Origin of the sequence: Nonomuraea dietziae (assembly GCF_014195505.1) — a bacterium.
GTDB lineage: Bacteria > Actinomycetota > Actinomycetes > Streptosporangiales > Streptosporangiaceae > Nonomuraea > Nonomuraea roseola.
Window position 1 is genome coordinate 1,794,669 of the sequence record NZ_JACIBV010000001.1, and the last position, 20,408, is coordinate 1,815,076.

The following is a 20,408-nucleotide window of genomic DNA, read 5'->3' on the forward strand; positions in this document are numbered from 1 at the left end:
GCCGTGTGGCCCTGACACACCGGGCTTTCGCCGTGCTGTCCGACGGCGTCGCACTCGAAAGGGCATCTCAGTCTTGCGGAAACTCCGGCACCTGGCCGCACTGGCCTGCACCGTCCTCCTGGCCTCGTTCCTGGTCGGCTCCTCGCCGGCCCAGGCCCACGGCGTCACCATGTTCCCCGGCAGCCGTACCTTCCTGTGCTGGCAGGACGGCCTGCGGGAGAACGGCTCGATCCAGTCCTACAACCCCGCCTGCGGCGCGGCCGTGGCCCAGAGCGGCACGACACCGCTGTACAACTGGTTCGCGGTCCTGCGCTCCGACGGCGGCGGCCGTACCACCGGCTTCATCCCCGACGGCCAGATCTGCAGCGGCGGCAGCGGCGGACCCTACGACTTCACCGCCTACAACGCCGTCCGCGACGACTGGCCGCTGACCCACCTCAGCGCCGGCTCCACCATCCAGGTACGGCACAGCAACTGGGCCGCGCACCCCGGCTCGTTCGTCGTCTACATCACCAAGAACGGCTGGAACCCCGCCGCGCCGCTGAAGTGGTCGGATCTGGAGGTGCTGACCAGCGTCGCCAACCCCCCGCAGTCGGGCGGGCCCGGCGGGCTGAACTACTACTACTGGGACCTGCAACTGCCCTCGGGCAAGAGCGGGCGGCACATCGTCTTCACCCACTGGATCCGCGCCGACAGCCAGGAGAACTTCTACAGCTGCTCTGACGTGGTCTTCGACGGGGGCAACGGCGAGGTCACAGGGGTGGGCCCAGGCCAGAGCCCCTCACCCACGCCGACGGTCACTCCCACCTCGACCCCGACGCCCACTCCCGGCGGCTGCACGGCCACCTGGCGCGCCGTCGACAACCCGGGCTGGCCCGGCCACTTCCAGGCGGAGGTCACGGTGAAGAACACCGGATCCACCGCGACCAACGGCTGGCGCGTGCAATGGGCCTACACCGGAGGGCAGGGCTTCGAGGGCGCGCCATGGAACGGCGTGCTGACCTCGCAGCCGCCTGACGTCTCGGTGAGCAACGCCTCCTACAACGGGCGGCTGGCGCCGAACGCGACGGCGGCGTTCGGATTCAACGCGACGGGCAGCGTTCCGTCACCCGCTCCCGCCCTGACCTGCACCACCTCCTGACCCGGTGTCCCGCGGGCCCCTCCCCGGGGCCCGCGGGGCCGGCTACTCTCCAGCCGCTTCAGCAGTGAGGATCACATGAGACGAACCCTCCGCCTGCCGTACGCCTGGCAGGTCAGGACACGGGCCGCCGTGCTGGTCGCGGCGTCGGCGGCCGTCCTGGTCGCCGTTGCCGTGACCGTCGTGGCGCTGGCCGCGAACGCGGACGAGTTCGGCCCGCCCGAGCTGAAGCGGGCCCTGGCGCTGCGGGTGACACAGGTGCTCGAGCAGGCCACGCTGCAGGAGCACCGCGAGCACGGGCACCACTTCGGCGAGCACGACGGGCAGGTGGTCTGCGCGGTCGCGCCGTTCGGCGTCCACCCCGAGGGCGCGGTGAAGGTGGCCGAGGTGCGGTGGGTCTACGCGCACCACATGTGCGCGGTCACGGGCGCGCGCCAGTCGTGGGCGACCTCGGTGCGCGCCGCGGGCCCCATCGCCGTACGGCTGGCGGGCAGGCCCACGGTACGGGTGCCCGCCTCCGGCGGGGACTACGCCGAGCAGGTCAGGGCGCTGGTGCCCGAGCGCTGTCACGAGGCGGCGCTGGCCGGGTTCGCCGACGACGAGGCGATCGAGGAGGCGCGGCGCAGGTTCGACGGCAGACGCGGCTGACCGCCGTCGCGGTCAGCCGCGCCCCGCTCCCGGTCCTGGTGCGAGTGCTGTGGCCGCGGCCCTCCCTTCCTGCTCGTGGGAGCGATCCCATAGAACCGCCGGGAAGGGCCGGGACGTCAACCCCCGGCCGAGAAACCCGCCGTCCGCCGTGAATCTTTCAGCGGGGCGCGACCCGTCGGCCTACCCCGCCGCGGTCCAGACGGCCCTGGCCACGATGGGCGTCTGCGCGCCCTCCCAGTCGACGCTGGCCGACCAGATGGCCACCGACTTCTTCCAGTTCACCCTTCCCGGCGGGCTCTCCGTCGCCCTCAACAAGTACGCGGGCCCGCCCGACTACCACGGCTACTACCAGAGCAGCACCCCCAAGGGCTGGGAGGCGGGACTGCGAAAGATCGTCCAGTCGCTCTCCCGCGGCCGGCCGGTGATCGTGATGGTCAGGTCCGGCTCGCTGCCGTGGAACACCAGCTCACCGCTGCCCCGGCACTACATCGTCATCCACGGCTACGGCGGCTGGCAGCACCCTGACGCCGGCTACCTGGCCTCGAACTTCAAGGTCCTGGACCCATGGGACGGCGTCGAGCACCAGATGTCCCTCGACGACCTCATGGCCGCCACCCATCTGGCGGTCAGCCAGGGCGACTACTTCGTGGCCAGGACCTGACCCACGGACGCCCGGCAGGGCGAGGGTGTCCGGCGCCCACGCCCCCCGTCCCGGGGTCCTGCGGCGGAGAGCCGCCTGTGGTCATCCGGATCGTTCGGGCCCCTCAGGGATTCGGGAGAGCTTGTCGGGGTTGCTGACGACGTAGATGTCACGCACCTGCTCGCCGTCGGGGGTGAGGTCGACGACCATGACGGCGAACGGCGCGTTCCGCGCGAAGACCACCGCGGACGGGTCGCCGTTGACGTCCCTGTACTGGATGTCGAGGCCCTCGGCCTGTTCGGCGGCGCTGGAGACGAGGAGCCTGGCGACCTTGTCGCGGCCCTTGACCGGCCGTGGACTCGCCACGTTGGACCTGCCTCCGCCGTCGGACCACAGCGTGACCTGCGGCGCGAGCATCTCCATGAGCGCGTCGAGGTCGCCGCCGAACGCGGCGGCCACGAACCGCTCGGTGACCTGCCGCTGCACGCGCGGGTCGACGTGGTGGCGTGGCCGCCGGGCCTGGACGTGCCCGCGGGCGCGGTGAGCCAGCTGGCGGACCGCCGAGGGGCTGCGGTCGATCATGTCCGCGATCTCGGTGTGGGCGTAGGCGAACACCTCGTGCAGGATGAACACCGCGCGTTCCAGCGGGCTGAGTGTCTCCAGGACCACCAGCATCGCCATCGACACCGACTCCGCCCGCAGGACCTCCTCCGACCCGTCGGCCACGTCGCCGGCGGAGGCGACGAGCGGTTCGGGCAGCCACGGTCCGACATAGGCCTCGCGGCGGCGGCGCAGCGCGCTCTGCTGGGCCAGCGCCTGGTTGACCGCGATGCGCACCAGGTAGGCGCGCGGGTTCTCGATCCGGCTCTGGTCTCTCGAGGCCCACGACAGCCAGGCCTCCTGCAGCACGTCCTCGGTGTCGGCGACGCTGCCGAGCATGTTGTAGACGATGGAGAACAGCAGTTCACGATGGTCGGCGAAGACCTTGGTCGGGTTGTCCGGCATCGTGGCCCTCCTCAACTGTCGCGGACATCCCCCTAAGAGCCGCGGAGGGCCTGCCGATGTGACATCGGCCCCGGAAGTGTGAGCCGCGTCTCAGAGCCAGCCCGCCTCGGTGGCGATGCGGACCGCGTCCATGCGGGTGCGGGCGTTCAGCTTGGTCACGGAGGAGGCGAGGTAGTTGCGCACGGTGCCGTAGCTGAGGTGCAGGTCGCGGGCGATGTCGCGGGGCGTGGCTCCCTCACCCGTCAGGCGCAGGACCTCGGCCTCGCGCTCGGTCAGCGGGTTGCCAGGGACGTCGAGCGCCGCGTAGGCGAGCTGCTGGTCGATGACCAGACCGCCGGCCGCGACCGTGCGGATGGCCTGCACCAGGTCCTGCGGCCTGGAGTCCTTCAGCATGAAGCCGGAGACGTGCGCCTCGACGCCGCGCCGTAGGTTGCCTGGCCTGCCCAGCCCGGTGAGGATCAGCACGCGGCATTCGGGCAGCCGCTCGTGCAGCAGAGCAGCGGCGCTCAGCCCGTCGAGCGCCGGCAACTCGATGTCGAGCACCGCGACGTCGGGCCGGTGCTCCAGCGCCGCGCGCACGATCGCGTCGCCCGTGTCCACTTCGGCCACGACCTCGATGTCCTCCTCGAAGCCGAGCAGGGCGACCAGCGCCTCACGCAGCATCCGGACATCCTCCGCCACAAGCACACGAATCACAGGTTGCATGCTAGGCGTGATAGACAACGCACGTGACGGCCAAGGACGCGAGCGGACGAGCGTGGACAGGCTGGGCGCTCGTGTTCGGGTACATCGCCCTGCTCGTCCCTGCGCGCTTCACCATCTTCCAGACCATGGCCCAGGGGGAGCGGTACTCGCCGCTCACCTCGGCGTCCGGTCTGGGCCTCATCGTCTCCGTCATGGCGCTCTTCGCCGTGGTGGCCGTGGGCAGGCGGTGGGCCGTCCCTCTGCTGGCGGCCGTGACCTTCGGGGCCTACGTGCCGTTCGCGGAGCTGTGGGGACCGATCGCGGGGCCGCTGGCCGCGGCGATGCCGTTGACCGTCGCGGGCCCGGCCGGATGGGCCCTGTTCGCGGGGGTGATAGGCGCCGACACGCTGGTGTCGTTCGTGCTCCACGCCCCGGGCGTCTTCACGGTGACCAGCTTCGCGATCATCGACCTCAACACCGGGCTCACCCTCTTCGCACTGGTACGGCTGGCCGTCCTGCTGGCGCAGACGCACGCGGCCAACCGGCAGGTCGCCACGCTGGAGGTGGCCGACGAGCGTCTGCGCGCGGCCGACGACCTGCGCAGGGCCATCGGCGCCAGGCTCTCCGCCGTCCTGACACTGTCGCGCAGAACTCCGGTCACCGCCGACGCGCTCGCCGACATCGCGCGGATCTCGCGGAAGGCGGCGGAGGAGGCTCGGGCGGTCGCCGACGTACGCAGGGAGCCGCTGCCGCCGCCCGTCCACGCGGCCGGCCTGCCTGACGCGTCGGCCAGGCTCGCCCGCTGGTCCATGATCGCGATGACCCTCAGCATCTCGACCATCACGCTCAACAACGTCGCAGACTCCGGCGCCGCGGACCGGCAGGTCTGGGCCGTCGCGCTTCTCGTGACGGTGCTGACGGCCGTCCTTCAGCTCTACCACGGCGTTCCCCGCGCCTCCACACCCGCGGCCTGGCGCTGGACGGTCCCGGCGCAGATCCTGATCGCCGTCGCGGCCGCCGTGTACGTGGGCCAGGGCATGTTGGGGGCGCTGGTGGGCCTCGCGGTCAGCAACACGTTGCTGTGGCTGCCCCCACGCTGGTCGGTGCCCATCGTCGTGGTCGCCGCCGTCGGTGAAGGGCAGCTCCTGCGGCTCTACCCCGAGGTCGGCGACTACGCGCTCTACCAGACCGCGTCGTTGCTCGTCATGGCCATCGGCGTGTACGCCTTCAACCGCCTGCCCCAGGCGGCCGCGCGCCTGCGCGCTCTGCGCCGCCAGATCGCCAGGAACGCCGTGATCGCCGAGCGGCTGCGGGTGGCCAGGGACGTGCACGACCTGCTCGGCTTCACCCTGTCGGCCATCACGCTCAAGGCCGAGCTGGGCCTGCGCGTGCTCGACGACGACCGGGTCAAGGCCGAGTCGCTGCTGGAGGAGGTGGGCCCGCTGGCCGTCCGCGCGCTCGCGGACGTGCGCTCGATCACCGAGGAGGGCGCCACGCTCAGCCTGCGCGAGGAGATCGACTCCGCACGTGTCCTGCTGGCCTCCGCGGGCGTGGACGTCCTGCTGGACATCCGCGCCCCGGAGGAGGACCCCGTGCTCGCCACGGTCCTTCGCGAGGCCGTGACGAACGTCGTCAGGCACGCGGTCCCGCGCTCGTGCACGATCGCGGTGGCCGACGACGGGCACGAGGTACGGCTGAGCGTCGCCAACGACGGCGTCACGCCGGCCCTTCCCTCGGCAGGCAGGGGGCTGGCCAACCTGGCGGCCAGGGTCGAGGAGGCGGGCGGCTCGTTCTCGGCCGGCGACCAGGGCGACGGCACGTTCACCCTGGTCGCGGCCGTCCCCCCACCAGAACGACGCCGCCGGGACGACGCCATCAGGACGGCGCCCCCAGGACAGCGCCGTTAGGGCGCGTCCGGTCGATCACGAATCGTCGGTCGGGTCGGGCCCGTGGCCGGTCGGCGATCTCAGCGATCGTCTGTCTCGACAGTCGCGCCCGGCGGTGCAGGCGAGCACGTCACGATCGCTCGCCGACGAGCCCGGCTGTGCCAGGCGAAGCCGAGCGCGGCGAGCACCTGCGTCCCTGCCGCGGTCAGGAGTGCTCCGGGAAGCGACCAGTCCGCGACCGGTCCTGCGATGCCCGCGCCCAGGGCGAAACCTGTGATCTTCAGGCTCGCGCCCGTGGTGAAGATCTGACCCCGCAGACGCCCGGGCGCTTCACGATGACGTATCGCGAACAGGGCGGTGAGTTGGGGGCCCTCCCCAAGGCCGGCGATCACCATCGCGGCGATGACCAGAGCCGGTCGATCGGTCGCGAGGAGGACCAGGGCGGCAGCGAGGACGATCGTGCTGCACCAGATGATGGTGTCCGGGGCCAGAAGCCGAGGGTGGCGGGTGAGTATCGCGTTGGCGACGAGCGCGGAGGCGGCGGTGACGGAGAGAAGGATCGCTCCGTAGCCGGCCGCGCCGAGGGAGTCGCCGAGCAGGGGGATACACGCGATCACCATGCCCTGGCCCGCGCAGGAGATCACCGAGGTGCCGGTCGCCCTTGCCAGTCCCCTGCTGCGGAGGATGGCGCGGAGTCCAGCGGCGAGGTCGGAGGCGACCGAGGGGCTCGGCCGGCTCTTGGCCGGCTTCGGGATCGCGGGCAGCGTCAGCGCCGAGGGCAGCGCCGAACAGATCAGCGCCGCGGACACGACCACACCAGCTGAGGCGCCCCACACTCCCGCGACGATCCCGGCCAGCGCCGGACCCACCAGACTCGCGAGGTTGAACGTCATCGCATCGAGCGCGTTGGCGCGGGGCAGCCGCTCACCGGTCGCCACTCGAGGCAACTGGGAGGTCCATCCGCCGGACAGAGCCGGTCCCAGCAGCCCGACGCACACGGCAAGCAGGATCGTGACGACGACCGGGACACGTCCCAGACTGGCGAGGATGGCCACCAGGCCCGTCGCGTAGACGCCGAGCGCCCAGGCAAGCAGGCGGCCTGGTCTGGTCGCTCTGTCGAGCAGCACGCCGAAGACGGGGCCGCCGATCGCCGCCGAGATCATGATGCCTGCCAGCAGCGAGGAGGCCGTGGAAACCGATCCGGTGATCGCCGCTCCGGCGAGCAGCAAGGCCGGCCCTGACATTTCGTCTCCCGTGCGGGCGGCGGTTGCCCCCACGGCATATCCCCTTAAGGCGTAACGCTTTCTCACGACCGTCACGTTACGCAGGTAACTCAAAACTTGGCCAGATGCGTTACATTCGACCGGTGACCCCTTCGAGCACTGAATGGTCCACCCGTCATTCGGTACAGGCCGTCGCACGGCGTACCGCCGCCCTCGTCAACGCCCTGTCCGACGAGGAGCCGACCCCGGGTGTGATCGCTGAGCTGCTCAGGGAGCACGGAGAGGTCGGCTCTGTCGATCTCTCGCCGAGTGATGTCGCCGAGATGCGTGCCGCCGCCGTGCTCCTGCGGGAGGTCTTCGCCGCCGCCCACGTCGATGTCGCCGCGTCGCTGCTGAACCGGCTTCTACGGCAGAGCCTCGGAACCGTGCGCCTCACCTCGCACGGCGGCCTCACCCCTTGGCACCCTCATCTCGACAGCGACGACGACGCGCCCTGGGGGGAATGGTTCCTCGCCTCGTCGTGCATGGCTCTGATGGTGCTGATCTGGGACCATCAGCGTCCACCTGGCGGTCTGTGCGCATCGTCCAGCTGCCGGAACGTCTATCTCACGCAGGGAAGCGGCCTGCCGCGCCGTTACTGCTCACGCCGCTGCGCGACGCGTGAACGGGTGGCCTCTCACAGGCGCTCGCGAGCAGCGCGGTGAGCACGCGCTCCGCTCGCGTGCCCACAGCAGTTCCTCGATCAGCCGGGCACGCGGGTCGCACGTCCGGCTGCCGCGTGGTCACAACTGGTTCCTGATCGGTTCCGGTGTGTCAGGGACCGGCTGTGCGAGGTGGTCGGCCACCTCGGCGGGGGTGAGGAGGCGGGCTTCGCGCAGGATCTCCAACGACTGCCGCCAGGACTCCCTGGCCTCCTCGGGCCGGCCGAGGTCGAACAGCGTGCGGCCGAGCCACCAGCACGACACGGCGACGCCCACGGTGGGTCCGGCCGCTCGCTGCAGTCTGATCGCATGCCGGTACGCCTCGATGGCCTCGTGAAGCATTCCGCGAGCCCGGTAGGCGTCGGCCAGGGTGTCGTGGGCGACACCGAGGTCACCGGTGTCGCCCACCTCCTCCGCCAGCGCCAGGGCATGCCGTGCCTCGCCCACGGCTTTCTCGTATCTCCCCTGGCGGTAGTAGACGTGCACCCGGTTGTTGCGAACGTAGGCCTCGTGATCCCTGCGTCTCGTCCGTCCGGTGATGGCGAGGGCGCTTCCCAGCGCGGCGAGCGCGTCGTCGTAGCGGCCCATCATGGTGTAGCTGGTGCCGAGGTCGTTGAGGATTCCCGCCTTCCTGTCCGGCAGCCCGGCCCGGTCCCAGCAGGCCAGGCCTTCCTCCAGATGGGATACGCACTTCTGGAAGCGCCCGAGCTGCTGGTGGACGGAGCCGAGGCCCTGTAGCAGGTACGCCTGGGTCGTCCAGTCCTCCTCTTCCCTGGCCAGCCGCAGCGCCTCCTCGCTCACCTCGACGAGCTCGGCGAACCAGCCGCGACGGTCGAACAGCCATTGGACGCAATGCGCCAGCCCCGCCGTCGAAGAGTCGGCGTCACGCGCCGCCTGCCGTACCGCGGCCAGCAGGTTGTCCCGTTCGCGTTCGACCCAGTCGTTGGCGGCCGCCGGGGTGGCGAGTTCCTCCCCTGGCCGCTCGGCGGGGAACAGGGAGGCGTCCACGCTGCCGCCGTTCACCAACGCGGAGGCCCGTCGCGCGGTGGCCAGGTAGTGGTCCAGCAGGCGAGCGACCGCGCCGGCCCGTTCCTCGTCGGGGACGTCCTGCTCACGGGCGTACAGCCCGACGAGGTCGTGGAAGCGGTAGCGGCCCGGTCCTGCGGTCTCGAGCAGGCGGGCGTCCATCAGGTGCTCCAGAGCGGCCTCGGCGCGGCGCTCGGACCAGTCGGCGAGCGCGGCCGTGGCGGCCGCGGTGTGCGTGGGCAGGTCCACCAGCCCCAGCAGGGCGAGCAGCCGCGCGGCGTCCCGCCCGGCGGGTTCCTCGCGCAACTGCTGGTGGCTGACCGCGATGCCGGCACGTACGGCCAGATCGGCGTACTCCAGCAGGTCGAGCCGCCGGGTGGCGTCGGCGAGCCGTACCGCGAGATCGGAGAGCGACCAGTCAGGACGGGCTACCAGGCGGGCTCCCGCGATGCGCAGGGCGAGCGGGAAACCGCCGCAGAGCCGTGCGATCTCCTCCGCCGCCCGCGGCTCAGCCTCCACGCGGTCGGATCCGACGACCCTGGCCAGCAGCGTGGCGGCGGCGGTGTCGTCGAGCCCGCCGAGGCGCAGGGGCCGGGCGTTGTCCAGGGTGGCGAGCGGGTCTCGGCTGGTGACCAGGACGCGGCAGCCCTGGCCCGCGGGCACGAGCGGGCGGACCTGACGCACGTCGCGGGCGTTGTCGAGGATCACCATCAGGTTGGCCGTGGCGGTGAGCGAGCGGTAGCGGGCGGCGGCTTCCTCGGGGTCGGCGGGGACGGCGGCGCCGTCCAGTCCGAGGGAGCGCAGCAGGTGACGAAGCGCTTCGATGGGTGTCAGGGGGTCGAGCCCGGCGGTGGAGCCGTGCAGGTTGACGTAGATGACGCCGTCGGTGAAGCGCCTGGCGACAGCGTGGGCGACGTGTACGGCGAGCGCGGACTTGCCGATGCCGCCGGGCCCGTTGATCACGGTGACCGCGGCGGCGTTCACCAGGTCGGCGTGGAGGCGCTCGATCTCGGCGGCCCGCGCCGTGAACGCCCGGGTATCGGCGGGCAACTCGGCCGGGGCGACGCGCCGGTCCGGCGTCGCCTGCGGCGCGGGCGCCAGGTCGAGCACCGGATCCTTGACGAGGACAGCCTGGTGGAGGCGGCACAGTTCGGCGCCGGGCTCGATGCCCAGTTCCTCGACCATGACCCGCCGCAGGCGATGGTAGACCTCGAGCGCCTCGGACGCCCGCGCGTCGCGGTACAGGGCGAGCATGAGCTGGGCGGCGGGCCGCTCCCGCAGCGGGTGCGCCCTGACGTGCGCGGCGAGCTCGCAGGCCACGGCGCGGTGGTCGCCGGCGGCCAGGCGCAGCTCGGCGTGGTCCTCCAGGACGGACAGCCGCTCCGCCTCCAGCCGGTCGGCCTCGGTCTTCGCCCATGGAGTGTCCACCTCGGCCAGCGCAGGGCCCCGCCAAAGCCCCAGCGCCCGCCGGAACAGCGCGTCCGCGGTCGCTGTCGCGCCTTCGGCGTGGGCGGCGCGCGCCTGCCTGGACAGGCGGGTGAAGGCGTGGGCGTCCACGTGGTCGGGCTCGACGACGAGCCGGTAACCACCGGGCACGGTCTGGATGATCTCCGCACGACCGTGGAGGGCGAACGTCTCCCTGAGCTTCGAGACCACGATGTGCACCTGCTTGGCCGCGGTCACGGCGGAACTGCGTTCCCACACGTCGGCGAGCAGCCGATCGGCCGGTACGGGTTGCCCCGCGGCCAGGGCGAGCCGGGCGAGCACCCCGATCCGTCGCACCCCGGCGACCTTCACAGCGACGCCGTCGGCCTCGACCTCCCAGGGGCCGAGGCACCTGATCTCCAGCCTCAAGGGAGCGCTCCCATCGTCAATGAAGATTCGGAGTCTAGCGATTCACCGAGTGGTTCGAACGAGGTCCGAAGTCTTCGGAGACGGATGACGCCGCAGGCCGGCTCACCGCCCACAGGGCCGTTCCGCGGGGCGGAGGAGAAGGTCGGTACTCATCGAAGGCGGACGAGCAGCCGTCGACCTGTCGGCATACCGGCGACATACCCGGGATCAGTACGCTGACGGACCCCTCACATGATCACGTTCAAGGAGCCTCCGTGCCCCGCCTCGTACGCGTCGCCGTCCTCGCCCTGTTGCTGTCGATGATCCCCGGCACGTCCCATGCCGCGCCGCCCGGCGTGGTGGGTACGGCGGGCAACCTCGTCCGTGAGGTGGAGCCGCGCGCCGACGGGATCAGGCACGTCGACACCAAGGCGATGATCCCGGCGCTGAAGGCGCTCAACGTGAACACCTACGTCTACCCGATGGCCGGCGACCACCATCACTGGGACGACCTGCACAGGGAGTTTCTGCCGGCCGCCGCGGACGCGGGGATCGACGTGTGGGTTCTGGTGAACGCGCCGAGCCAGGCGACCTGCTGCGTCTCGCGGCCCTACGAGCACGACTACGTCGCGTGGGCCCGCGAGCTCGCCACTCTCTCGAAGAGCCACCCGAACCTGATCGGCTGGACCGTGGACGACTACAGCTTCGATCTCCAAACGTTCACCCCGGCGTACGTCCAGCAGATGCGGGCCGCGTCCAAGGCGATCAACCCCTCATTGAAGTTCATCCCGATCGTCTACTACCTCCACTTCACCGACGCGTTCGTCGCCGAGCAGGCCCCGCTGCTGGATGGGGTGATCTTCCCCTTCTGGGATGATCCGGTCCGGGACACGTCGTGGTCGTGGAGCCTGTCTTCCCAGGTCAAACAGATCGCCAGGCGTCTTCCCTATACCGACGTCTACCTGATGCCGTATGCCTACCCCCTGAGCCACGCTGCCCAGAAGCCGACCGTCGCCTACGTCGAGGCCGTCACCAGGAAGGCTCTCGAGCACGTCGGCACGGCAGAGCTCGCCGGGGTCGTGCAGTACAAGCTCCCGTACATGTCCCGCAGTTCGGGGTGGACGCGCCCCGCGACCGACAACCTCGCCCGGACCGGCAACGGACGGCTGAGCTTCGTCGTCGAGGCCGACATGGCCACCAGGGCCGGGATGTCGTGCACCGCGATCCGGAAGGTCGGCCTGACGTCCGGTGCGGCCAGGCACGCGGTGAGCTTCTGGCACAGGGACACCCGCGGATCCGGCGACAGGGGCGGATACCACGTCAAGCAACTCCTGCTCAACGGTCAGGTGGTCTGGCAGCGGGACGTCGCCGCCGATCCGCGCGACGAGTGGCAGAAGGCGACGGTCGACCTGACGTCCAAGCTGGCCGGGGCGACGAGCGCGACCCTGCAGTGGCGGCTGTACGAGCGCATCGGCGTGAGCGACTACCGGGTCGACGCGAGCGTGGACGACATCGCGGTCACCGGCTTGCAGCTGAGCGATCCCGGCGTGGAGAACGCCGCCTTCTGGACGCCCGCCCTGACGCGCACGGGCGGTCCTGTCTACTGCTCCGCGCAGGTCTACCACCAGAACTACGGCGCCGACCTGAGCGCGCGCGTCGCCGAGCTGTACGCCGCGGGAGCCTCTTGACGGCAGCCGCCGAGACCACCGGACCCGACGAGCGCCCCCCGCCTCGCAGACGCGCATCGCCCCGGCCCGGCACGACCGGGGCGATGCGCGGCCGCAAGCTCGCCGCCCGCCGTCACGCCGCTCTGCCTGCGTGCCGCCATGGCTCAGGCGAGATCCACCGAACACAGCGCCGCTAGGACAGCGCCGCGAAGAAGCGGCGGATGTCGGCCACCAGCGGCTCGGGCGCCGCCATCGCCAGCATGTGGCTGGGGTGCTCGAGATCCTCCCAGTGGACGATGTCGTTGTGCCGCTCGGCCAGCCTTCGGAAGGCCGACGAGCCGCCGTGCGAGACCCCTGTCGGCACCGCGCTCTGGTCGATCGGCATGCCGGCGGCGTTCTCGTAGTACGTCCACGACGACGAACCGCCCGTGTTCGTCAGCCAGTACAGGCTGGCGTTGGTGAGCACCAGGTCACGCTCGATCGGCTCGTGATCAGGCTGCCAGCCGTCGAACTCCCTGAAGCGCTCCACGAGATAGGCCAGTTGCGCGACCGGCGAGTCGGACCAGCCGAAGCTGAGCGTCTGCGGACGGGCGGCCAGGTAGGGCGCGTAGCCGCTGCCTCCCGACCCTGCCAGCATGTCGGCCAGCCAGGCCACGCTCGCCCGCTCCTCCTCCGACAGCCCTTCCAGCTCCCCTGGGGCGCCGGTGAGCATGCCGACCCCTCCCGTGATGTGCACTCCCACCACGTGCTCGGGGAACAGCGCCCCGAGCTGGGGCGAGACCAGCGCGCCCGCGTCGTTGCCGTGCGCGCCGTACCTGTCGTAGCCGAGCCTGCTCATCAGCTCGGCCCAGGTGCGGGCCACCCGTTCGACGCTCCACGGCCGCTCGTCGGCGGGCTCGGGGAACGGGGAGAACCCGAATCCTGGCAGCGAGGGCGCGACCACGTGGAAGGTCTCGGAGAGCGGGCCCAGCAGGTTCAGGAACTCGGCGATCGAGTTCGGCCAGCTGTGCGTGATGATCAGCGGGAGCGCGTCCTCGTTGGCCGAACGCACGTGGAAGAAGTGCACCTGCTGACCGTCGATCTCGTCGACGAACTGCGGGAAGGCGTTCAGCCGCCGCTCCCATTCCCTCCACCGATAACCGTCCCGCCAGTGGGCCACCAGGTCCTGGAGATAGGGCACGGGCACTCCCCTGCTCCACTGCTCGCCGGGCAGCGCGGCGGGCCAGCGCGTACGGCTCAGCCGATCCTGGAGGTCGTCGAGGTCGGCCTGCGGGATGTCGATCGTGAACGGTCTCATGCGGTCACCTTCACGAAGAACTCGCGGACGTCACTCGCGTAGACGGCGCTCTCCATGTGCGCGGCGTAGTGCCCGCCGCGCTCGTAGGTGTGCCACTGCACGATGTTCTCGTGGTCGCGTTCGGCGAAGCGCCGGATGGACTGGAAGTCGCCCTTGGCCGAGGCCAGTCCGATCGGCACCGTGGTCGGTCCGGCCGGCGGCTGTCCCGCCTTGGCGTTCTCGTAGTAGAAGCGGATGGAGGAGCCCGCCGTACGGCTGAGCCAGTAGACGGCCGTGTTGGTGATCACGAACTCGTCGTCGAGGTCCTCGTCGAAGAGCTGGGCGTTCCAGCCCAGCAGGCCGACGGGCGAGTCGGCGAGGGCGTGGGCCAGCGTCTGGGGCTGCTGCGAGTGCAGGAGGTTGAAGGCGCCCTTCTCCTCCCAGAACCACTTCAGCACCTCCATGGCGGCCAGCTCCTCCTCCGTCATGCCCTCGAACTCCGCAGGGTCGCCGGAGGGGAAGGAGAAGATCTGCGTGACGTGCACGCCGACGACGTTGGCGGGGGCCAGACGGCCGACCTCCGGCGAGACCATGGACCCGCCGTCGTTGCCGACGGCGCCGTAGCGCTCGTAACCGAGCCGCGCCATCAGCTCCACCCACGCCTTGGCGGTGCGTACGGTGCCCCAGCCGCTCTCCGTGGTCGGCCCGCCGAAGCCGAACCCTGGAAGGGAGGGGATGACAAGGTGGAAGTCCTTCGACAGCGGCTCGATGGCGTCGACGAACTCGACGAACGAACCGGGCCAGCCGTGCGTGAGGATCAGCGGCAGCGCGTCCTGCTTCTCCGAACGCACGTGGAAGAAGTGGATCGTCTGCCCGTCGATCTCGGTGGTGAACTGCGGGTAGGCGTTGAACCTGGCTTCCCACGCACGCCAGTCGTAGCCGTTCCTCCAGTGGTCGACCAGCCGCCTGACACGCTGGACGCTCACGCCGTAGGCGTCGGGGAACTCGTCGGTGAAGCGGGCGAGATCGAGCCGCGTCTGCAGGTCGTCCAGGTCTGCCTGGGGGATCTCGATGCGGTAGGGAATGATGTCCGAACTCATGCCTTCATCCTGGGGAAGGCGCGTGGTCGCTGGTAGTTCGCCGTGCACCGGTTCCATGTGCAGATTGCACACGGACTTCTTACCTCGAAGCCAGTCGAAACTCTGTTCGACGTATGGGATCTTCTTCGGGTCGGGCACACGGGGGCCCGCTGGAGCGAGGAGATCTGTCATGCCCGTCCGAGGATCCTTACGCGCGCTCGCGCTCGTCCTGGTGTCCGCCACCGCGCTCGTCGCGCCGGCCGCGCCCGCCCATGCGGTCGCGCCGGTGGAGCGCAACGTCGTGCTGCGGTGGAACGAGGCGCTGCTGTCGGCCGTCCGCTCCGGCACGCTCGGCCCTCCGATGGTGGCCAGGGCGCTGGCTGTCGTGCACACCTGCGCCTACGACGCGTGGGCGGCGTACGACGCCGTCGCGGTCGGCACCCGGCTGGGCGGCTCGCTTCGGCGGCCCGAGGCCGAGCGCACGGAGGCGAACAGGGCCGAGGCCATCAGCTACGCCGCCCATCTGGCGGCCGTCGACCTCTACCCGGCGCAGCGGGCCGGGTTCGACGCCCTCATGACCGAGCTGGGCTACGACCCCGCCGCTCCTACGGGCCAGCCGGCCCGCACCGGGCTGGCCGCCTGTCAGGCGGTCCTCGACCACCGCCACGGCGACGGCTCCAACCAGCTCGGCGGCTACGCCGACACCACCGGCTACGCGCCCGTCAACGCGCCGATGGTGGTCGCCGACCCGCTGACCTCGGTCGCCGATCCGAGCCGCTGGCAGCCGCTCACCTATCGCAACAGGGCAGGGGTGCTGGTCACCCCACCGTTCCTCGCGCCGCACTGGGGCGGGGTCGCCTCCTTCACCGGCCGCGCCCGCGACCTGGCCGACGCCGTGCCCGCGCCCGCGGCGTACGGCACGCACGCCTACCGCGCCCAGGTCGCCGAGATCGTGTCGCTCACGGCCGGCCTGACCGACAGGCGCAAGGCCATCGCGGAGTACTGGGCCGACGGCCCGAGCAGCGAGACCCCTCCCGGCCACTGGAGCCTGTTCGCCCAGCGGGTGTCGGCCCGCGACGGCCACGGCCTCGACGAGGACGTGAAGATGTTCTTCGCGCTGGCCAACTCCGTCATGGACGCGGGCATCGCCTCGTGGGAGGCCAAGCGCGACCACGACTCGGTACGCCCGATCACCGCGGTGCGCTTCCTCCACCGGGGCAGGCAGATCCCGACCTGGGGCGGCAGGGTGATCGACGGCGCCACCTGGACGCCCTACCAGGCGCCGACGTTCCCGACCCCGCCGTTCGCCGAGCACGTCTCGGGCCACAGCACGTTCAGCGCGGCGGCGGCCGAGGTGCTGCGCCGCTTCACCGGCGGCGACGCCTTCGGCGGCGAGGCGGTGATCGCGAAGGGATCGTCGCTGGTGGAGCCCGGTGTCAGCCCCGCGCACGACGTGACGTTGCGCTGGTCCACCTTCACCGAGGCCGCCGACCAGGCCGGGCTGTCGCGCAGGTACGGCGGCATCCACTTCCTCGCGGGCGACCTGCAGGGCCGCGCGCTCGGCAAGGCGGTCGGCGCCGTGGCATGGGAACGCGCGCAGGCCTACTGGTCGGGTCGAGGCTGAGGCCCGCTCCCCTTCGATGCTGCGCCCGCTTCGCGTCATTCGCGTGGTTCCTGGTCGCCGGGCGGCCTATGATCATTTTCACCGCCCCTGGTGAGAGGATCTTGTGGTCGACATGGCAGACGAGTGGAACAGCGCGATTGACACGAGCAGGCCCAGCATCGCCAGGGCCTACGACGTGGTCCTCAACGGCAAGGACAACTTCGAGGTCGACCGGAGCTTCGTCTCCGAGATCGTGAAGGTCGTCCCCGAGATCTACGACGTGGCGGCCTACAACAGGCAGGTCCTCGGGCGCGGCGTGCGGTTCCTCATCGACCAGGGCATCGACCAGTTCCTCGACCTGGGCTCCGGGCTGCCGACGGTGGAGAACACCCACCAGGTGGCCCAGCGAGCCAACCCCGACGCGCGGGTGGTCTACGTCGACAACGACCCGATGGTGCTGGCTCATGGCAGGGCTCTGCTGGCGGAGAACGACCGCACCGCGGTCGTCACCTCCTCCTCCACGACCCGGCGGCGTAGTCCACGTCCCGAAACGGCCGCCAGCGCAGACGGCGGTCTGCGCGGCCATCGCAGGTCGCGTGGCCGCCCACCGGCGGCCGTCCTCCCTGTGGTTCCGCCGTCAGCACCTGGGGCGGCGGGGAACTCCCGGCAGATGGCGCTCCCACTCTGCAGGGGTGAGGGCACGGCCGGCCCGGTCGCACAGCTCCTGGGCCAGGCGGTCGCCGTCGGTCGGTAGCTCGAGTACGGTGCGCCGGGTCGTCATCCGCAGGGTGAGGTCGGCGGTGAAGAGCAAGTGCTCCACGGCATGTTCGTCAGGGAGGGGCACCGCGGCCAGTCGCGTCATCGTGGCGGTGTCCCACACGTGGACGACACCGCCGTCCCGCCACTGTTCACCGTACGCGGCGACCAGGGAGCCGTCGGGGCTGAAGGCGAGAAGGCGGGTTTCGGCGTCGGCCTGGAGAGAAGGGGTCAGCGGAGTGCGCCGGTGGATGTCCCACAGCGTGATCCTGCCCTGGGTCCCGCTGACCGCGATGAGGGGTCCCACCGGGCTCGCGGCCACCACCGAGTGGTCGACGACGGAGAACCCGAGGCCGATCTTCTGGCCGGTCCGCAGGTCGAGCATGGCCCCGGTCGGCGACACCAGCGTCGTGCCGTCGGCCGCCACGACGAAGTGGCCCAGATCCGACTCGAGTGTCCTGTCGTCGATCACCCTGCCGGTGGCCGTGTCCAGCCGCACCAGCCGGTCACCGGGTCTGGCCACGTAGTCGATCGTCTGCAGGCCGACCACGTGGACCGTGCCGTCGGCGGTGAACGTCCGCCTGTTGACTCTCCAGCCGGCGGGGATCGGGTGGGTCCACAGCGGCCGGCCGGACGCGCTGTCCCACCCGCGCAGGGCCGCCTCGGTCGCGCTCACCCGCAGCCGGCCGCCCGGCGCACGGTCCGCGTCGGGGATCGACCGCCCGGCCGCCCGGGACGGCCGCGTCACGGGAAGGCGGGGCCGCAGGTCGAGGGTGACGACGGTGTCGTCGCGCTGGTACCGCAGGGTGGCGCCGTCCGGCTCCAGCCATACCGCCTGCGGCTCTGCCCCGATTCTGTGCTCCAGGATCCGCTTTCCAGCCGCCCACACGGTGATCGCGTCGCCGGCGTACCCCACCATCACCTCGTCCGCCGCCCTGAGTCCGGCGCCGCCGACCATGTTCATCTGGTCGAGCGCCGAGATCCGCCAGTGCGGCCCCTTGGTCTTCCGCCCGGTCGCCAGGTCCCAGGAGGTGATGTCGCCGTCGGCGCACAGCAGGCGGCGTCCGTCGGGGCTGAACGCGGCCACCGAACCACACGTTCTGGGAACGCGGTCGTCGGCCGTCATGACAGGCAGCCGCACGAGCTTCAGCGCGCCGAGGTGGACGGCGGCCGCGTGGGTGCCGGCGGCGGAGATGAGCGGGCCGTCCGGAGCGTAGAAGTCGGTGAGCTCGAAGGTTCGCCCGTCGAGGGTGTCCCACAGGACGTGGACGCCGGTTCCGCGCCCGAGCGCCACCAGCGACTCGTGGTCGCCGAAGCGCACCAGCGGCAGCTCGCCGCCCTGGCCGAGGAACCGCTCGCGGAGCTTCCTGCCTGATCGCGCGTCCCACGCGGTGACCCTGGCGTCCCAGGCGGTGGCCTTCTCGGCCCGTGACACCACGACGAGGATGCGGCCGCTGGGGCTGAGCGCCGCCGCCGCCGGCGTCTGCGCCTGCCCCGGCGGCCAGGGCCAGGAGGCGGTCAGCCGGCCGGAGGGCACATCGTGCAGACGTACCCCGTGCTCGCCGACGCCGGCCATGAGCCGGCCGTTGCCACCGGCCGCGATGGCGCCGATCCCCGCGACGGCCGGGAGGCGGAACGCAGCCCGCTCCGGCGCCCGCACCGCGTCGATCAGACCGGCTTTGGTGCCGGTGTCGGGCGCCAGCCGCCAGCCGGCGACGTTCAGGAGCATCGCCTTGACCGGATCGGTCGTGCGCAGCCGCCCGGCCTCGGCGGTGACCTGCCGGCCGGTCGCCAGGTCACGCTGGTCCTGAGCCAGTCTCGCCTGCCAGACAGCGGCGCCGGCGGCGGCCACCGCGACGGCCAGCAGCGTGGCAAGCACCGCGGTCGCCGCGCGCCTGCGCTGGGCCTGCCGCCGGGTCAGGCCGGTGGCGGCCTGCAGGAAGTCACGCTCGCGGGCGATCAGGGTGGCGTGGGTGCGGCCGGTGGCCGCCCAGGTCAGCGCGTGCTCCAGGCGGCTGCCGCGGAGCAGGTCGCCGTCCCTGCGGCCGTGGTCTTCCCAGGCGCGCGCGGCCGCGCTGATCTCGGCCAGCATGGCCAGGCCTTCGCGTTCGGCCGCCACCCATTCCCTGAGCCGCGGCCAGGCGTGCACGATCGCCGGCCGGGTCAGCACGACCCGTTCGTCATCCGTGGCCACCATGTAGCGGAAGGCTCGTAGCACCGGTTCGGCCTGCGGCCCGAGCTCGGCGGTCGTGGCGCCCCGCTCTCCCATCGCCACCAGGCGCAGCAGGACGGGGGCGACGTGCCGGCGCTCCTGCGACGCCAGGCAGGTGTAGGCGTCTTCGGCCAGCGCCCCCAGCGAGGGGTCGTCATGACCGGGCGACCGTACGCCTCCGGCCGTGCGCGTCCCGGCCACCAGCAGCTCGGTGGTGTTCGCCGGGCTGCCGGTCACCAGGGCCAGCAGCAGGTCGCGTGCTGTGGGCCTGGCCTCAGGATCCTTCGCCAAGGCGGCCTTGACCAGGGAGCGCACCGGGTCGGGCAGCGCGCTCACGTCGGGCTGCGCTGACAGCACCTGGTGCATGACCGCGCCCATGGTCTCGCCTCTGAAGGGGTCCTCGCCGGTGGCGGCGAAAACCATGACCGCGCCCCACGCGAAGACGTCCGCCGCGGTGCCGGCACGCTGCCCCGTGAACACCTCGGGCGCCATGTAGCTGGGCGTTCCCGCGATCACGCCGGTCATGGTGAGCGACATGTCCGCGGTCCTGGCGATGCCGAAGTCGATCACACGAGGCCCGTCGGGACCGAGCAGCACGTTGTCGGGTTTGAGGTCGCGGTGGACGACACCGGCGTCGTGGATGGACGTCAGCGCGGTGGCGACGGCGGTGGCGAGTCTGTGCAGGTCGTCGCCGCCGAACGCGCGTCCTTCCCGCACGGCACGGCGCAGGCTCGGGCCCGCGACGTATTCGCTGACGATGTACGGCCGGCCACCGGTCAGGTCGGTGGCCAGGACCTTGGCCGTGCAGTACGAGGCCACGCGCCCGGCCGCAGCGGCCTCCTTGGCGAGTCGGTCGCGGCTGCCCTCCGTGTGCAGCACCTTGACCGCCACGCGGCGGCCTTCTGGATCATAGGCGTCGTAGACCACACCCTGACCGCCCGAACCCAAGCGGCCCGCCAGGACGTAGTCGCCGATACGCGTCTCCATAGCGGGTTAGACGCGGCGATTCAACCGGAAGTTGTATCCCGCCT

At 71.4% G+C, this 20,408-nt stretch carries 15 protein-coding genes; 8 read left to right on the forward strand and 7 right to left on the reverse strand.

Annotated elements, in window-relative coordinates; all coding sequences use genetic code 11:
* Positions 1-73: 73 nt before the first annotated feature.
* From FHR33_RS08765 to FHR33_RS08775, 3 genes are all read left to right on the forward strand, one after another.
* The gene (locus tag FHR33_RS08765; RefSeq protein WP_246451715.1) at positions 74-1,141 is read left to right on the forward strand and encodes a lytic polysaccharide monooxygenase; all 1,068 of its coding nucleotides are present in this window, start codon (positions 74-76) and stop codon (positions 1,139-1,141) included.
* 75 nt (positions 1,142-1,216) lie between these two features.
* Entirely contained in the window at positions 1,217-1,786 is a 570-nt protein-coding gene (locus FHR33_RS08770) for a hypothetical protein (protein WP_183645462.1), read from the forward strand.
* 148 nt (positions 1,787-1,934) lie between these two features.
* Positions 1,935-2,447 (forward strand): C39 family peptidase, encoded by a 513-nt coding sequence (locus tag FHR33_RS08775; protein WP_183645463.1) that lies wholly within the window; start codon positions 1,935-1,937, stop codon positions 2,445-2,447.
* An 81-nt stretch (positions 2,448-2,528) separates the two neighbouring features.
* On the opposite strand, the gene FHR33_RS08780 is transcribed toward FHR33_RS08775, so the two are convergent.
* Entirely contained in the window at positions 2,529-3,431 is a 903-nt protein-coding gene (locus FHR33_RS08780) for an RNA polymerase sigma-70 factor (RefSeq protein WP_183645464.1), read from the reverse strand.
* A gap of 90 nt (positions 3,432-3,521) precedes the next feature.
* A complete protein-coding gene (locus FHR33_RS08785; protein ID WP_312895427.1) occupies positions 3,522-4,127 on the reverse strand; it encodes a response regulator transcription factor in 606 nt (201 codons plus the stop codon).
* Positions 4,128-4,159: 32 nt separating this feature from the next.
* On the opposite strand from FHR33_RS08785, the gene FHR33_RS52490 reads away from it, so the two are divergent.
* Entirely contained in the window at positions 4,160-6,022 is a 1,863-nt protein-coding gene (locus tag FHR33_RS52490) for a sensor histidine kinase (RefSeq protein WP_183645466.1), read from the forward strand.
* A gap of 59 nt (positions 6,023-6,081) precedes the next feature.
* Here the strand turns inward: FHR33_RS52490 and FHR33_RS08795 are convergent, their stop codons facing one another.
* Positions 6,082-7,320: an MFS transporter gene (locus FHR33_RS08795; protein ID WP_312895428.1), complete on the reverse strand. Its 1,239-nt coding sequence runs from the start codon at positions 7,318-7,320 to the stop codon at positions 6,082-6,084.
* Positions 7,321-7,349: 29 nt separating this feature from the next.
* Here FHR33_RS08795 and FHR33_RS08800 point away from each other — a divergent pair, with 29 nt between their 5' ends.
* Positions 7,350-7,928: a CGNR zinc finger domain-containing protein gene (locus FHR33_RS08800; protein ID WP_183645468.1), complete on the forward strand. Its 579-nt coding sequence runs from the start codon at positions 7,350-7,352 to the stop codon at positions 7,926-7,928.
* 78 nt (positions 7,929-8,006) lie between these two features.
* Here the strand turns inward: FHR33_RS08800 and FHR33_RS08805 are convergent, their stop codons facing one another.
* The gene (locus FHR33_RS08805; RefSeq protein WP_183645469.1) at positions 8,007-10,805 is read right to left on the reverse strand and encodes an AfsR/SARP family transcriptional regulator; all 2,799 of its coding nucleotides are present in this window, start codon (positions 10,803-10,805) and stop codon (positions 8,007-8,009) included.
* 254 nt (positions 10,806-11,059) lie between these two features.
* On the opposite strand from FHR33_RS08805, the gene FHR33_RS08810 reads away from it, so the two are divergent.
* Positions 11,060-12,472: a hypothetical protein gene (locus FHR33_RS08810; RefSeq protein WP_183645470.1), complete on the forward strand. Its 1,413-nt coding sequence runs from the start codon at positions 11,060-11,062 to the stop codon at positions 12,470-12,472.
* A gap of 172 nt (positions 12,473-12,644) precedes the next feature.
* Here FHR33_RS08810 and FHR33_RS08815 read toward each other — a convergent pair whose 3' ends face one another.
* Together FHR33_RS08815 and FHR33_RS08820 are read right to left on the reverse strand one after the other, a co-directional pair.
* The gene (locus FHR33_RS08815; protein WP_183645471.1) at positions 12,645-13,748 is read right to left on the reverse strand and encodes an epoxide hydrolase family protein; all 1,104 of its coding nucleotides are present in this window, start codon (positions 13,746-13,748) and stop codon (positions 12,645-12,647) included.
* Complete coding sequence (locus FHR33_RS08820) at positions 13,745-14,827, reverse strand: epoxide hydrolase family protein (RefSeq protein WP_183645472.1); 1,083 nt, start codon at positions 14,825-14,827, stop codon at positions 13,745-13,747. The genes FHR33_RS08815 and FHR33_RS08820 overlap by 4 nt, the downstream gene beginning before the upstream one ends.
* A gap of 169 nt (positions 14,828-14,996) precedes the next feature.
* Here FHR33_RS08820 and FHR33_RS08825 point away from each other — a divergent pair, with 169 nt between their 5' ends.
* Positions 14,997-16,430 carry a vanadium-dependent haloperoxidase gene (locus FHR33_RS08825; protein ID WP_183645473.1) on the forward strand — a complete coding sequence of 478 codons (1,434 nt, stop codon included), beginning with the start codon at positions 14,997-14,999 and terminating at the stop codon, positions 16,428-16,430.
* Positions 16,431-16,542: 112 nt separating this feature from the next.
* Positions 16,543-17,163: an SAM-dependent methyltransferase gene (locus tag FHR33_RS49985; RefSeq protein WP_246451716.1), complete on the forward strand. Its 621-nt coding sequence runs from the start codon at positions 16,543-16,545 to the stop codon at positions 17,161-17,163.
* On the opposite strand, the gene FHR33_RS08835 is transcribed toward FHR33_RS49985, so the two are convergent.
* Positions 17,047-20,364, reverse strand: a complete 3,318-nt coding sequence (locus tag FHR33_RS08835; protein ID WP_183645474.1) for a WD40 repeat domain-containing serine/threonine protein kinase — start codon at positions 20,362-20,364, stop codon at positions 17,047-17,049. The two genes, FHR33_RS49985 and FHR33_RS08835, sit on opposite strands and share 117 nt — an antisense overlap.
* Between the last annotated feature and the right edge of the window lie 44 nt (positions 20,365-20,408).